The following is a 12,997-nucleotide window of genomic DNA, read 5'->3' as shown; positions in this document are numbered from 1 at the left end:
TTCCAGGGCCCGATACCGAGAGCCCGATTCCCGAAGCGATTCCTGAAGAGAGACAGAGAGGGACGCACGCCCATGATCGGAAAGGACATCGCGCTCACCCTGAAGATCGTCGTGGCGGGCGGCTTCGGGGCCGGGAAGACGACCCTGGTCGGCTCGGTCAGCGAGATCCGCCCGCTGTACTCCGAGGAGACGCTGAGCGAGAGCGGCCGCGACCGGGACGACACCGACGGGGTGGAGCGGAAGGCCACCACGACCGTAGCGATGGATTTCGGCCGTATCACCGTTCACGAGGGTCTCACCCTCTACCTGTTCGGCACCCCGGGCCAGAACCGCTTCTGGTTTCACTGGGACGAACTGTGCGAGGGCGCCCTGGCGGCGATCGTGCTCGCCGACACCCGGCGGCTGGAGGACTGCTTCGCCGCCGTCGACTACTTCGAGCGCAGGCGGATACCGTTCGTCGTCGCCGTCAACCGCTTCCCCGGCGCTCCCGACCATACGGAGCGCGATGTCGCGCGGGCGCTGGACCTCGACCCGGGCACTCCGGTCGTGCCGTGCGACGCCCGGGACCGGGCCTCCGGAAAAGAAGTCCTGATTTGTACGGTCGAGTACGCCGGGCGGGTGCACACCGCCCGGCTCCTCGCCTCCGTCGGCTGACGGCGCGTCGTCGAAAGCCCGGTCCGTCAGTCGGCCATGTCGGCCATCGCGACCACCTTGTCGATCCGCACCCGCACGACCAGTTCGCCGGGCACGCCGTTGCGCCGGCCGAACTCCTCGGCCACGTCGGGCGCCACGTATCGGCCGGCGATCCGCGTCGCCCACCGCAGGAGTTCTTCCGGGTCCTCGCTCAGCTCGGCATGCCCCTGCACCACCGCGAACGCGTACGGAGGCCGGTCGTCGTCGACGCACAGGGCGACCCGCCCGTCGCGTGCGAGATTGCGCCCCTTCACGCTCTCCTTGCCGGTGTTGAAGACCACTGAGTCGCCGTCGAGAAGGAACCAGACGGGTGCGATGTGCGGACTGCCGTCGGCCCGCACCGTCGAAACCTTCGCCGTGCGCGTGCCCTCGGAGAGGAAGGCCCGCCATTCTTCATCGGTCATGTGGTGTGCCATGGGCCCATCCTGAGCCCGATCCCTGCATGGCGCGAAGCGGCACCCCGGGCGGTGAGGGGCGCTTGCCCCCACGGGGCCGTTGCGCGAGGCTTACGCGCGTAGCGGGGCACGGGGACGAAGGTACGGGGAGGACGAGCACATGCCGCTTGACCGGGGACTTGACTGGCTCCTTGACGATCTCACCAACAGGGTGCAATTCATCCGGCACGCCTTGGTGCTGTCGAACGATGGGCTGGTCACCGGGGCCAGCACCGGGCTCGCCCGTGAGGACGCGGAGCATCTGGCGGCGGTCTCCTCGGGGCTGCAGAGTCTGGCACGCGGATCGGGGCGTCACTTCCGGGCAGGCCGGGCCCGCCAGACGATGGTCGAGTTCGACGAGGCCCTCCTCTTCGTGACGGCCGCGGGCGACGGCAGCTGCCTGTGTGTGCTGACGGCGGCCGAAGCCGACGTCGGCCATGTCGCCTACGAGATGACCCTGCTCGTCAACCGGGTCGGAGAACACCTCGGAGTCTCCGTCCGCCAGGGCGGGCCCGAGGACGTCGAACCTTTCTGACCTGCAATTTCCGTCGCCGGTGAAGAGTTATCCACAGGGCTGACGGGTGATGACTCCCTCGGGCTACCGTGATCACGGAGAGTATTCGAGCCCACGGGGGAGGACATTCATGACGGTCAGGGAAGCGTTCCGAACGCACACCGGGACCCAGGACGCGCGGGCGCAGGACATCCGGGCGGACGAGCCACGAGCCGAGGGTGCGGGCGCAACGCCCGAGGGCGGGCGCACCTCGTGTGCCGCCCCGGCGGGTACGGTCGCGGCCGGGCGCGCGGCCCAGGAGCTGGGCCTACGACGCGCGGAGTTCGAGCTCGCGGTGCACCTGGGACTGATCGCGGTCGTCGGCGCATCGGGCGGTGGGCGGCCACGGGTGCCGGAGGAGGAGATCGCGCGCCTGCGGGAACAGCCCGGCTTCCCCGATGCCCTGGCCGAGCGGGTCCGCACCGTCGGTACGGCTGCGGGCGCGGCCCTGCTGGACATCGCGCCGGCACGGTTCACCCGGCTGGCACGAGGGGGTTGCTTCTCACCGGTCACGTTCTATCTGAACCGGTATCGCGCGGTGGTCTGGCTCTACCTCGCGGACGAACTGGCCGCGTTCGTCGGCCGGGAACCCGAGCTGCTCGCCGGACGGACGCCTCCGGGAATGCGCACGATGCTGGAGTCGGGCACCGACTGGCGGGCCCGTAACTGGCGTTCGCAGCGCATCGACCGGCTGCTGAGCCGCACGCCGGACCCCTGGGCGCGGGCGGCTGTCCAGGCGTCGGCACTGGACCCCGTACAACTGGCGGAGGTGGTGGACGACCCCTATGAACGCGCCTATCTCGTACGGGTCCGGCCGGAGCCGGTCTTCGGACGGCCGGCGTCCCTGGCGGCGAGGGAGGCCATGGGTGAGCTGACGCCGGCCGACGACCCCGACGAGATCCTCTGGCGACGGATCAATCTGACGCTGGAACTGGACGCCGCGCGCGAGGACCGGCCGGCCCCGCGCCCCGGCGGTGGCGGTGGCGGTGGCGGTGGCGGAGAAGTCCGGGCGGTGCCGGCCGTCCGGAGCGAGGCCGCCGCGGTGAGCCTGCCGACCGGAAAGGGGCTGCTGGCCAGGTTGGGGTGGCGTGGGCGGGGCGCCGGATAAGACATGGCGCCGCTCGTACGGATAGGCCATCCTGTCCGGATGTTGATCAGGGAAGCAACCCCCGAGGACTGGCCCGCCATCTGGCCTTTCTTCCGTTCGATCGTCTCCGCGGGCGAGACCCTCACCTATCCGCTCGATCTCGGTAAGGAGGACGCCGAGGGATGGTGGTTCGTCCCGGCGCCGAGCCGGGTGGTCGTCGCCGTGGACGATGCCGGGACGGTGCTCGGTACGGCGAAGATGAACCGCAACCACATGGGCAACGGCTCCCACATAGCCAGCGCCACCTATATGGTCGACCCCGCTCACTCCGGCCGGGGAGTGGGGCGCGCGCTGTGCGAGTACACGGTCGACTGGGCCCGCGCCGCAGGGTATCGGGCCATGCAGTTCAACGCGGTGGTCGAGACCAACACCTACGCCGTCAAGCTCTACCGGTCGATCGGGTTCGACGTGATCGGCACCCTCCCGGAGGGCTTCCACCACCCGACCCAGGGCTATGTGGGGCTGCACATCATGCACAAGGCCCTGTGACGTCGGCGTCTCATCCCCTTGCCCAGCATCTACGGACCTGCTCTCCAAGTGTGCCCTTGTGAGCCTGCCGCTATGAGAGGGAGAGGGTGCGGGGGTCAGACGATGGGCTGACCACCCGTCGGTCCCTGCTCCGGTCGCAGCTCCGCGACCGGCAGTGTTCGGCCGGCCGGGCCGCCGTCCGCCTGGCCGCTCGCGGTGACCCCCGGAACGACCCTCCCGGCCCAGGAAGTGGCCGTCCATCCCGAGTCAGGCGAGCCCTCGACCACCACCACACCCGTGTTGTCCAGGCTGTGTTCGGCGGCGAACTCGACCGTCACGTTCCGCGCCCGGGCTGCTGCCCACACGCGGATGGCGGCGCCATGGCTGACGAGGGCCACGGTCCCGTGCTCCACGGCCTGCGCCGCCTCGGCCACCACCGCGTCGAAGCGGGCCAGTGCCTCCGTCCCGTTCTCGCCCCCGGGCATCCGGCGGCCGGTGTCCCCGGCCGACCAGGCGAAGGCGGTCGTCAGATACTGCCGGGCGGCGTCCACGTCGGCCCGCATCTCCAGGTCACCGGCCGACAGTTCCCGGATCCCGTCCCGGATCAGGACCTCGAGGCCCCGCTCCGTGGCCAGCGGCGCGGCCGTGAGCTGCGTACGCGTCAGGGTGGAGGCGTACAACGCGGCGATGTCCTCCCCGGCGAGCGCCCCGGGCAGCGCCGCCGCCTGCCGCAGGCCCAGGTCGGTGAGGCCGGGACCGGGGTGCGCGGTGTCCAGGAAGTGGCCGAGGTTGGACGGTGTCTGGCCGTGACGGATCAGCAGCATGCGCATAGAACGGGTCAAGCTCCAGGCTCGGGCGCGTGGGCGGCGGCAGATAGATGCACAACCCACCCTCTCATTCGGCCACCACCGAAGGACAGTTCCGCAGGAGGCCTGCCCGCCTTGCCGGAAGTAGCGTGGATATGGGCCGAGTTGGTGCCGGGAACTACGCACGGGGCGGCTGCGCCGTTCCGGGCCGATGGCAGTACTGTGCGCCCCATCGCCATTCGGGCGATGAGAAGTATCTGGAGGAACAATCCATGACCATACCCAGGAGATCGTGGCGTGGCGCGGGAGCACTCGTGGCGGCTGCGGTCGTCGGTCTGACCGGAGGCGTCATCGCCGCCGGTCCGGCCGTCGCACACACCCCCACCTGGGCCGTGACCTGCTCCGAGGTCACCGTTGACCTCACCAACTACACGAGTGACGTCCCCAACACGGTGACGGTCTCGGTGGACGGCAAGGACCTGCTTCCGACCGAGACGTTCGGCCGGGAGTTCCACAAGAAGCTGGCGCTTCCCGACCACGACAAGCCGGTGACCGTCCGACTGGTCGTCAAGGACGCCGACGGCGACGGCAAGCACTCCATCGACCAGTCGAAGACGGCGGAGGTGTGCGACGAGCCCAGCCCGACGCCGACCGAGCCGACGCCGTCCGAGCCGAGCCCGAGCGAGCCGGCCCCGTCGGAGACGCCGTCCACCGAGCCGCCCGAGCCGAGTGCCACCCCCAGTGCGCAGCCTTCGGAGTCCGCGCCCGCAGCGCCCGCCCCGAGCCCGAGCACGCCGGACCTGGCCGAGACCGGCTCGTCGTCGTCGACGCCGGTCATCGGTGGCGCCGCTGTCGCGGTGCTGCTGGCCGGTGGCGGCATTCTCTGGGCCGTCCGCAAGCGGCGTACCGCCCAGAACTGACGCTCCCACGCTCACCGGCCCGCGCCGGCAACATCGGGCAGCCTCGTGAGCCGTAGGAGCGCAGAAAGCGGCCGGAGCCCGTCCGGGGACCGGCGGCCGAGGCCGCCCGAACCACGGTTGAGGCCGTACGAGCCGTGGTCGAGGGGTGTGTCGCAGCACCGTGTTGCTGCGACACACCCCTCTTCGTTCCGTCACTGCTCCGCGATCGTCGACGGCGGCGCGGTGGACGGCGGGGAAGCGGGCGTCGGGGCAGTGGGGCCGATCTCGCACCAGACGGCCTTGCCCTCGCCACGGGGTTCGATGCCCCAGCGCGTGGCGACCGCGTCGAGCAGAAGCAGCCCTCGACCGGAGGTGGAGGTCTCGCCCGGTGTACGCCGACGGGGCCAGGCGCTGGACCGATCCTGGACCGACAGCCGGATCCGCCGCACCGGTTCGGGCAGAACTTCCAGCGTCAGGACGGCCCCGCCCTCGGTGTGCAGGAGTACGTTCACCAACAACTCGCCCGTGACGAGCTCCGCGTCGTCGGCGAACTCGGCCATGTCCCAGTCGGCGAGTGCCTGGCGCACGATCGCGCGGGCGTCCGAGAGCCCTTCCGGGTCCGCCTGGTGGATGTACTGATGGAGCCGCGGCGCGTGCGTCGACCCGACGTCCGGGCTCCGGCGCAGCACCAGAAGTGCCACGTCGTCGCCCGACCCCCACCGTTCCCACAGCCGTTCCGACAGATGATCCGCCAGCGCCTCGGCTCCGGCCGGTCCGGCGCTCACCTCGTTGCGCAGTGCGTCGATCCCGGTGTCGAGGTCGGCTCCGGGCTCCTCCACCAGCCCGTCCGTGTACAGCACGAACGTCTCACCGGGCACCAGGTCGAGCCGGGTCTCCGGATACTCCTCGTCCAGAAGGTCCGTGGAGGTGCCCAGCGGCAGCCCGCCGCGCACCTGCGGGCTGCCGACCCGCCCGTCGACGTGGCGGATCAACGGGCCGAGGTGCCCGGCCCGCACGACCTTCACCGTTCCGGACGCCAGGTCGACCTGGGCGTATGTGCAGGTGGCGAAGCGCTCGGTGTCGAGTTCGGAGAGGAAACGGGAGGCCCGTGCCAGGACGGTGGCCGGGGGGTGCCCCTCGGAGGCGTAAGCGCGCAGGGCGATGCGCAACTGGCCCATGATCGCGGCGGCGTGGGTGTCGTGCCCCTGAACGTCCCCCACGACCAGCCCGTAACGGTTCTTGGGCAGGGTGATCACGTCGTACCAGTCGCCGCCGACCTGCCGGCCGCTCCACGCGGCGTGGTACCGGACGGCGATCTCACCGCCCTCGACGTCCTGTATCCGGGGCGGGAGCATCGCGGACTGGAGCTGGGTGGCGAACTCACGCTCCTCGTCGAAGAGCATCGCCCGCTGCAGTGACTGGGCCACGATCGCGGCCAGCCCCAGGCACAGAATGCGCTCGTCCGCGTTGAAGACCGTGCGTTCGCGGTAGAAGAGGGCCAGACCGCCGAGCGAACGGGCCTGGGCCACCAGCGGGAGATAGGCCGCCGCCCGGAATCTGAGCCTCCCGAGATGCGGCTCCAGCTCCGGATAGCGCCGGGCCAGCGCGGAGAGGGAGGTGATGAACCGGGGGCGCCCGCTGCGGATGGTGTCCGCGAGGGGAAGGTTGCGGTCGAGGTCACCGGAGCCCAGACCGTCGAGCACCTCGAGCGACTCGCCGCTCAGCGCGACGATGTTCAGCGCGGAGTTCTCCACGAGCCCCAGAGCGAGACCGTCCGCGCCGAGCCGGGCCAGTCCGCCGGGGCCGGTGAGGGCGGCCGTCACATCGTCCACGGTCACCGCACGGGACATGGCACTCGTTGTACGTTCAACGATATTGGTCTGGCGCTGCCTTCGTTTTTCCAGATCCAGGACGAAGGCCGAATGGGTGACTTCCGCCGTCGCGTCCCGGACGACCCCCACGATTCGGTGGGCCCGGCCGTCCTTCGATCGCAGGATGCGGGCCTGGACATGGGTCCACTGTGTGGTCCCGTCGTCCAGTGGTACACGGAAGTGGACGCTGTAGGAATTGTTGCCGCCGGTGATGGCCTCGTCGATCGTGACGTCGAGCCGGGCCCGTTCCGCCGGTTCCAGGTGCTCCAGCAGTGCGCCCGGCCGTGCGTCGAACGTCGCCGGATCCACGCCGAACACCATGAGACCGGCCTCGTCGATGTCCAGGGTGCGGGAGTCCAGATCCCAGTCGAAGCTGCCGGTCCGGTTCATGGCGAGGCGTTCCGTCGGCCGGATCTCACCGTTGGTCTTCCGGTCGATCCGGCGGAGCGGAGATGCTTCGGCGTCCTGCCGCCGTTCGTCGTCGGTCATTCCTGCTCCGGAGGTCGCCCGGCGGGGCCTGCGTCGGCGCACCCCGTAGGCCTCAATTGTCGAGCCGTATCCATCGGAGTGCCACAGCGGCCCGCTCCGCAAGGGCCCCCACCGCTTCCGGCTCGACCCGAGGGTCGCAGAATGGCCGCCGAGGGCCGTCCGCCACCATGGGACGGTGTCCAAGGTGTCCACGAGCCCAGCGAGCGGAGCGCACGCATGAACGACGACCGGCCCGTCCTGCTGGAGACGCGGGGAACCTGCCTGCACCTCACACTGAACCGCCCCCGAGCCCTCAACGCCCTCAGCCACACCATGGTGCGGATTCTCGACGAGGCCCTGGCCCACGCCGAGCAGGACGAGGCTATCGAATCGGTGCTGCTGTCCGGCGCGGGCGACCGGGGCCTGTGCGCAGGCGGCGACATCCGGGCCCTGCACGACGACGCACGGGCCTCGGGGCGTGCGTCCCTGGAGTTCTGGCGTGACGAGTATCGCCTCAACGCCCGCATCGCCCGCTTCCCCAAGCCGTACGTCGCACTGATGGACGGCATCGTGATGGGCGGCGGGGTCGGGGTGTCGGGCCACGCCGGAATCCGTGTCGTCACCGAACGCTCACGCGTCGCCATGCCCGAGACCGCGATCGGTTTCGTACCCGACGTCGGGGGCACCTGTCTGCTGGCCGCCGCCCCCGGCGAACTGGGCACCCATCTGGCCCTCACGGGCCGTTCCGTCGGAGCGGCCGACGCCATTCTGTGCGGTCTGGCCGACCACCATGTCCCGGCCCGCCTGCTGCCGGGCCTGATCGAAGCGCTGAGCGATCCTGCCGCCACGGGCACGCCCGTGGCGGGCATCGTCCAGCGGTTCGCCACGGAGCCGCCCGCCGGCGGGCTCGCCGCCCAGCGCGACTGGATCGACGCCTGCTACGCGGCGGACACCGTCGAGAAGATCATCCGACAACTGCGCGGGAGCGGTGTTCCCGAGGCGCAGACCGCGGCGGACGAACTCCTGACCAAGTCACCCGTCGCGCTCAAGGTCACGCTCGCCGCGGTCCGCCGGGCAGCCCGGCTCGACAGCCTGGAAGCCGTTCTCGACCAGGAGTTCCGGGTCTCCAGCCGGGCGTTCGAGCACCCCGATTTCGTGGAAGGGGTGCGTGCCCGGATCATCGACAAGGACAACGCCCCGCAGTGGAAGCCGGGCTCGCTCGCCGAGGTCGACGACCAGGAGGTCGCCCGGTTCTTCGCGCCTCTCGGCCCCGGCGAACAGGAACTCGGTCTCGCTCCGCTGCCCACGGGCATCCCCGCGCGGGAGGGGAAGGCCGGCCAGGACTCACCCGGCGCACAGGTCTGACCCGGCTCGGACCCACCCGGCGCAGGCTTGTCCGACGCGTTATCTGCCGCTGCCCGAAAGGCTCGGCTGCAACGCCCGGACAAGAGCGAACAGCCGATCCTCGTTACCCGTCAGCCCCGCACTGCGCAGAGCATGGTCGGCCTCCCGCATCGGGGAGGTGAGCAGCGGCAGGTAGACCGGTGCGTCGTCGGGGTCGGCTAGCGCTGCTCGGGTGGCCTCCAACAGGCGGACGTACGCCTGCGCCGCGGCGAGCTCGTCGTTGTCCATCTCGGCATCTCCTCCTCAGAGCTGTCTGGCCGTCAAGCATCCCCCATGGGTCTGACAACGCGGCCTCAAGCCGGGCCGTGCCCGCCTGACAACCCGCTCGGCGGCTCCACCTCCAGATAGCGCCGTCTGCGGGGCCCCCGGTAGAGCAGCACGGTCCAGCCCAGTCCGCGCAGGGTCGAAGCACAGCCGGCCAGCGCCTCCTCCTCGTCGTGAGCGGCGCCGCTGCCGGGCGGCCCGGCCCACTCGACCCGTACCGAACCCGCCGACTCCCCGTCGCTCACCCGGTATCCGGCAGACACCCGGAGCCCCGACGGGTCGACGGCCGAAGGTGTCGCCCCTGAACTCTCCAGAGCCAACGCGACCGCCCTGACCGGGCGGTTGAGTTCCCACGGTGCGGGCACCGCCTCGGGGTCGGGCCGCCCGGCACCGGTGAGGCGACGGATCTGCAGCAGCCCCTCGAACGCAGTCCGCACCGATGCGGCCCGTGCCTCGGCGGGCTCGGCCACCGACGGGCCGTCGCCGGTGGCGGGCTCGAATCCGGTGCTCTCCTCGGTGCCCATGCGTCCCCCTCGTCATACGTACGGCGCCCAGTGTGCACCGGCGGAAGCCGACCCGGAGCGCCGCTGCCCGGCGCTTCGGTAGACTCGTGTGCTCTACACCCGGACTTTCCGCAGCATCATCCACGCGAGGACCCGCCACCCGTGCCCGACAACGATCCGACCGCCGTGCCCGACGACAAACGGGAATCTCTGCGCGCGGACTGCACGAACTGCTTCGCTCTCTGCTGCGTCGCGCTCACGCTGACGGTCTCGTCGGACTTCGCCATCGACAAGGACGCCGGACGCCCCTGCCCCAACCTCCAGGACGACTTCCGCTGCGGCATCCACACCCGGCTGCGTCCGAAGGGCTTCTCCGGCTGCACCGTGTACGACTGCTTCGGCGCCGGGCAGAAGGTCTCCCAGGAGACCTACGGAGGCCGCGACTGGCGCTCGTCCCCCGACCTCGCCACGCAGATGTTCCAGGTGTTCCCGGTCATGCGCCAGTTCCATGAACTGCTGTGGTACCTCACCGAAGCCCTCACGTTGCCGGCCGCGCGTCCTCTGCACGCCGAGATCCGCCAGGCCCTGGAAGCGACGGAGCGGCACACCGAGCGGCCCGCCGTCGACTTCGCGGAACTGGACGTCGCCGGTCACCGCGACTGGGTCGCCGGGCTGCTTCTGCGCACCAGCGAACTCGTCCGGGCCACCGCGCCCCGCCGCAAAAAGCGCAACCACCGCGGAGCCGACCTCATCGGGGCCCGGCTGCGGGGCGCCGACCTGCGCGGCGCGGACCTCCGCGGGGCCTATCTGATCGCAGCCGATCTCAGCGGCGCCGATCTCCGCCTGGCTGACCTCATCGGTGCGGACTTCCGCGACGCCGACCTCTCGGGCGCCGACCTGACAGGAAGCCTGTTCCTCACCCAGGCCCAGCTCAACGCCGCCAAGGGCAACGCGAAAACAGCACTCCCCACCTCCCTGAGCCGCCCCCCGCAGTGGGCCGCCTAGGTGTATTGCCCCGGGAGGTTGTGGACGGGTGATGCAGGTCTCGGCTGAGGCTGCTTGAACGGGTGAGGGCCTTCCGGGTTCGGTGTGGATTGCGACATCTCCACCGAACGATCAGAAGGCCCTCATGCCCCACCGTAATGCACCGCTGACCGAGACCGGACGCCTGCGGCTGGCCCGCTGCGTGGTCGAGGACGGCTGGCCCCTGCGCCGGGCCGCCGAACGCTTTCAGGTCTCACCCACCACCGCCCAGCGGTGGGCCGCCCGCTACCGCATGTTCGGCGAGGCCGGGATGACCGACCTCTCCTCCCGCCCGCACCACAGCCCCCGCCGCACCCCGACCCGCACCGAACGCCGGATCATCAAGGTCCGCATCCTGCGACGGTGGGGACCGGCCCGCATCGCCCACCTGCTCGACCTGGTGCCCTCGACCGTCCACCGGGTCCTGACCCGCTACGGCCTGGCCCGCCTCACACACCTGGACCGCGCGACCGGCCGCACCATCCGCCGCTACGAACGCGAACGCCCCGGCGAACTCGTCCACGTCGACATCAAGAAACTCGGCAACATCCCCGACGGCGGCGGCCACAAGGTCCTCGGCCGCCAAGCCGGCCGAAAGACCCGCAAGAACGCCGGCTACAGCTACATCCACACCGCCGTCGACGACCACTCCCGCCTCGCCTACAGCGAGATCCACGCCGACGAGAAGAAGGAAACCGCCACCGGCTTCTGGACCCGGGCACACGCCTACTTCACCAGCGTCGGGATCACCGTCGAACGCGTCCTGACCGACAACGGCTCCTGCTACAAGTCCCACACCTGGCGCGACACACTGGCAGCGGCCGGGATCACCCACAAGCGAACCCGGCCCTACCGGCCCCAGACCAACGGCAAAGTCGAACGCCTCAACCGCACCCTGCTCGACGAATGGGCCTACGCCCGCCCCTACCGCTCAGAACAGGAACGACGCGACGCGTTCCCCCAGTGGCTCCACACCTACAATCACCACCGCGGACACACCGCACTCGCAGGCAAACCACCCGCCAGCCGCGTCCCTAACCTCACCGGGCAATACACCTAGGGCCTTTCGTTTGGATCATGCCGGGCTCGCGGCGGCGGCACGCACATCTGCGGCGTTGTCGTCAGTCGCCAATGCTTCGCAGTGACTCCCTTTTCCGCCTTGCAGCTGTACGCACCGGCCCCCGCTCCCTGATCCGGCCTGATCCAAACGAAAGGCCCTAGCTCTCGGTATTCCGGACGTCTGCCTCCAGTGCTGCCTTGAGGCGCTTCAGCGTCGTACGGATGTTGCCGCCCTGGAACTGCGCAAAAGTCTTCCCGCCCGTCGCGATGCGGTCGAAGGCGTTGGCAAGGAAGTCCGGCCAGCGACGGCGGTCGTCGGTCCAGGTCTCGGTGACCCGGGTCGCGCCGTCCACGGCTTCGAAACGGTATTCCCAGGTGGCGATCGGCCCCGGGAGCACCGGGCGTCGGAGGCCGATCGCATGTACCCGGAAGGCGAAGCGCTCGCCGGGGTCCGCCGCTGTCACCGTGCACCGTGTCGTCCAGCGCACCGCGCCGCGCTTGTTCCGGCCGTCGAACACCATGCCGACGTATGCGCCGCGCCGATCGCCACGCACAGTAGCTCCTCGGTTCTCGGGGCTCCAACGCCCCATCGCCGTAGGGTCGCTGAGCTGTTCGTAGACCTGCGCCGGGGTGGCGGCGATGACGATGCTGTCCGCTACGGACATGGTGCGGGGCATGGCGGGACTCCTTGTCCACGGCCGTCGTCGGACCACGTCCGGGTGCCGTACGGACCGTGGGGCCGACATCCCGGAACCCCTACCTTACTCATGAGTAGATTCCGTGGGGTGGCAGGCGGGAGAAGGCCTGCGGCGGTTCAACGGGTCCGTCGCTCCCGGCGGTTCGCGACCCGTATCCGTATGTCGGCGGGCAGGGCCTGTGCGCCGCTGCTGTCGCGGGCGTCCCTGATGACTCCGGCCACGGAACGCGCGACCTCCGCCGGCCGGGCCTCGGGCTCCACGACCACCGTCACCGCCGCCCGTAGCGGTCGGCCCACCAGACGCACCCGAGCACGCGCCACGTCGTCGAACCCCGCCACCTGCGTCGTCATCGCCTGCTCCCACGCACGCCTGCGCAGAACCGGCCCGGTCCGCGGCAGCACCGCCCACCGAGGCCCGCCCGAAAACACCTGACGGGCCAACCACCACACCAGCAGTACCAGTACGACAGAGAGCCCGGCAATCACGGCGGGACTCCACCAGCCGTTCTCCCGGAGCCGCGCCGGCAGCTCTCGGTCCAGCAACACCTCGTCCGCCGCAGGCGTCGGCCACCAGCGCGGCACACGGTCTCCCACCGAGCCCCACGCCGAACCGTCGCCCACGGCCAGCCAGCTGCCGCCCACGATCAGCACCAACCCGACGGCACCGAGCAGCGACCGGTTGACCACGCCGCGCCTGATCACCGACAT

General features: G+C 70.6%; 15 protein-coding genes. 8 read left to right on the top strand and 7 right to left on the bottom strand.

Annotation, left to right across the window (positions count from 1 at the left end; genetic code table 11):
- Positions 1 to 72 precede the first annotated feature (72 nt).
- Positions 73 to 654 carry a GTP-binding protein gene (locus AC0VY3_RS18670; protein WP_475550085.1) on the top strand — a complete coding sequence of 194 codons (582 nt, stop codon included), beginning with the start codon at positions 73 to 75 and terminating at the stop codon, positions 652 to 654.
- 26 nt (positions 655 to 680) lie between these two features.
- Here AC0VY3_RS18670 and AC0VY3_RS18665 read toward each other — a convergent pair whose 3' ends face one another.
- Positions 681 to 1,109, bottom strand: coding sequence for a PPOX class F420-dependent oxidoreductase (locus AC0VY3_RS18665; protein ID WP_103509634.1), 429 nt, complete (start codon positions 1,107 to 1,109; stop codon positions 681 to 683).
- Between the two features lie 139 nt (positions 1,110 to 1,248).
- On the opposite strand from AC0VY3_RS18665, the gene AC0VY3_RS18660 reads away from it, so the two are divergent.
- The 3 genes from AC0VY3_RS18660 (at position 1,249) to AC0VY3_RS18650 (ending at position 3,316) form a co-directional block, all read left to right on the top strand.
- On the top strand, positions 1,249 to 1,662 hold the full coding sequence (locus tag AC0VY3_RS18660) for a roadblock/LC7 domain-containing protein (RefSeq protein WP_103509633.1): 414 nt from the start codon (positions 1,249 to 1,251) through the stop codon (positions 1,660 to 1,662).
- 109 nt (positions 1,663 to 1,771) lie between these two features.
- Positions 1,772 to 2,788 (top strand): DUF6397 family protein, encoded by a 1,017-nt coding sequence (locus tag AC0VY3_RS18655; RefSeq protein ID WP_475550084.1) that lies wholly within the window; start codon positions 1,772 to 1,774, stop codon positions 2,786 to 2,788.
- 39 nt (positions 2,789 to 2,827) lie between these two features.
- Entirely contained in the window at positions 2,828 to 3,316 is a 489-nt protein-coding gene (locus AC0VY3_RS18650; protein ID WP_103509631.1) for a GNAT family N-acetyltransferase, read from the top strand.
- A gap of 95 nt (positions 3,317 to 3,411) precedes the next feature.
- On the opposite strand, the gene AC0VY3_RS18645 is transcribed toward AC0VY3_RS18650, so the two are convergent.
- On the bottom strand, positions 3,412 to 4,125 hold the full coding sequence (locus tag AC0VY3_RS18645) for a histidine phosphatase family protein (RefSeq protein WP_475550083.1): 714 nt from the start codon (positions 4,123 to 4,125) through the stop codon (positions 3,412 to 3,414).
- A gap of 248 nt (positions 4,126 to 4,373) precedes the next feature.
- Between AC0VY3_RS18645 and AC0VY3_RS18640 the strand changes: the two genes are divergently transcribed.
- Positions 4,374 to 5,021: an LAETG motif-containing sortase-dependent surface protein gene (locus tag AC0VY3_RS18640; protein WP_181010903.1), complete on the top strand. Its 648-nt coding sequence runs from the start codon at positions 4,374 to 4,376 to the stop codon at positions 5,019 to 5,021.
- Positions 5,022 to 5,212: 191 nt separating this feature from the next.
- On the opposite strand, the gene AC0VY3_RS18635 is transcribed toward AC0VY3_RS18640, so the two are convergent.
- The gene (locus AC0VY3_RS18635; RefSeq protein ID WP_475550082.1) at positions 5,213 to 7,360 is read right to left on the bottom strand and encodes a SpoIIE family protein phosphatase; all 2,148 of its coding nucleotides are present in this window, start codon (positions 7,358 to 7,360) and stop codon (positions 5,213 to 5,215) included.
- Between the two features lie 216 nt (positions 7,361 to 7,576).
- Between AC0VY3_RS18635 and AC0VY3_RS18630 the strand changes: the two genes are divergently transcribed.
- On the top strand, positions 7,577 to 8,704 hold the full coding sequence (locus AC0VY3_RS18630; RefSeq protein WP_103509627.1) for an enoyl-CoA hydratase/isomerase family protein: 1,128 nt from the start codon (positions 7,577 to 7,579) through the stop codon (positions 8,702 to 8,704).
- Positions 8,705 to 8,743: 39 nt separating this feature from the next.
- On the opposite strand, the gene AC0VY3_RS18625 is transcribed toward AC0VY3_RS18630, so the two are convergent.
- Entirely contained in the window at positions 8,744 to 8,971 is a 228-nt protein-coding gene (locus AC0VY3_RS18625; RefSeq protein ID WP_030084685.1) for a hypothetical protein, read from the bottom strand.
- A gap of 65 nt (positions 8,972 to 9,036) precedes the next feature.
- Positions 9,037 to 9,531, bottom strand: a complete 495-nt coding sequence (locus AC0VY3_RS18620) for a hypothetical protein (protein WP_103509625.1) — start codon at positions 9,529 to 9,531, stop codon at positions 9,037 to 9,039.
- Positions 9,532 to 9,672: 141 nt separating this feature from the next.
- Here AC0VY3_RS18620 and AC0VY3_RS18615 point away from each other — a divergent pair, with 141 nt between their 5' ends.
- Both AC0VY3_RS18615 and AC0VY3_RS18610 read left to right on the top strand, forming a co-directional pair.
- A complete protein-coding gene (locus AC0VY3_RS18615) occupies positions 9,673 to 10,515 on the top strand; it encodes a pentapeptide repeat-containing protein (RefSeq protein ID WP_475550081.1) in 843 nt (280 codons plus the stop codon).
- 124 nt (positions 10,516 to 10,639) lie between these two features.
- Entirely contained in the window at positions 10,640 to 11,593 is a 954-nt protein-coding gene (locus tag AC0VY3_RS18610) for an IS481 family transposase (protein ID WP_475549304.1), read from the top strand.
- A gap of 157 nt (positions 11,594 to 11,750) precedes the next feature.
- On the opposite strand, the gene AC0VY3_RS18605 is transcribed toward AC0VY3_RS18610, so the two are convergent.
- Together AC0VY3_RS18605 and AC0VY3_RS18600 are read right to left on the bottom strand one after the other, a co-directional pair.
- Positions 11,751 to 12,269 (bottom strand): SRPBCC family protein, encoded by a 519-nt coding sequence (locus AC0VY3_RS18605; protein ID WP_103509623.1) that lies wholly within the window; start codon positions 12,267 to 12,269, stop codon positions 11,751 to 11,753.
- Positions 12,270 to 12,406: 137 nt separating this feature from the next.
- A complete protein-coding gene (locus AC0VY3_RS18600) occupies positions 12,407 to 12,997 on the bottom strand; it encodes a hypothetical protein (protein ID WP_103509622.1) in 591 nt (196 codons plus the stop codon).

The sequence above is a fragment of the Streptomyces sp. iso_384 genome (assembly GCF_056172905.1).
The sequence above is the reverse complement of the archived record's forward strand: the minus strand, read 5'-3'. Positions and strand labels throughout refer to the sequence as shown.

Excerpts from the sequence above, each read along its gene's own strand:
- AC0VY3_RS18670 (WP_475550085.1), top strand. The coding sequence starts at position 73 with ATGATCGGAAAGGACATCGCGCTCACCCTGAAGATCGTCGTGGCGGGC.
- AC0VY3_RS18665 (WP_103509634.1), bottom strand. The coding sequence starts at position 1,109 with ATGGCACACCACATGACCGATGAAGAATGGCGGGCCTTCCTCTCCGAG.
- AC0VY3_RS18660 (WP_103509633.1), top strand. The coding sequence starts at position 1,249 with ATGCCGCTTGACCGGGGACTTGACTGGCTCCTTGACGATCTCACCAAC.
- AC0VY3_RS18655 (WP_475550084.1), top strand. The coding sequence starts at position 1,772 with ATGACGGTCAGGGAAGCGTTCCGAACGCACACCGGGACCCAGGACGCG.
- AC0VY3_RS18650 (WP_103509631.1), top strand. The coding sequence starts at position 2,828 with ATGTTGATCAGGGAAGCAACCCCCGAGGACTGGCCCGCCATCTGGCCT.
- AC0VY3_RS18645 (WP_475550083.1), bottom strand. The coding sequence starts at position 4,125 with ATGCGCATGCTGCTGATCCGTCACGGCCAGACACCGTCCAACCTCGGC.
- AC0VY3_RS18640 (WP_181010903.1), top strand. The coding sequence starts at position 4,374 with ATGACCATACCCAGGAGATCGTGGCGTGGCGCGGGAGCACTCGTGGCG.
- AC0VY3_RS18635 (WP_475550082.1), bottom strand. The coding sequence starts at position 7,360 with ATGACCGACGACGAACGGCGGCAGGACGCCGAAGCATCTCCGCTCCGC.
- AC0VY3_RS18630 (WP_103509627.1), top strand. The coding sequence starts at position 7,577 with ATGAACGACGACCGGCCCGTCCTGCTGGAGACGCGGGGAACCTGCCTG.
- AC0VY3_RS18625 (WP_030084685.1), bottom strand. The coding sequence starts at position 8,971 with ATGGACAACGACGAGCTCGCCGCGGCGCAGGCGTACGTCCGCCTGTTG.
- AC0VY3_RS18620 (WP_103509625.1), bottom strand. The coding sequence starts at position 9,531 with ATGGGCACCGAGGAGAGCACCGGATTCGAGCCCGCCACCGGCGACGGC.
- AC0VY3_RS18610 (WP_475549304.1), top strand. The coding sequence starts at position 10,640 with ATGCCCCACCGTAATGCACCGCTGACCGAGACCGGACGCCTGCGGCTG.
- AC0VY3_RS18605 (WP_103509623.1), bottom strand. The coding sequence starts at position 12,269 with ATGCCCCGCACCATGTCCGTAGCGGACAGCATCGTCATCGCCGCCACC.
- AC0VY3_RS18600 (WP_103509622.1), bottom strand. The coding sequence starts at position 12,997 with ATGTCGGTGATCAGGCGCGGCGTGGTCAACCGGTCGCTGCTCGGTGCC.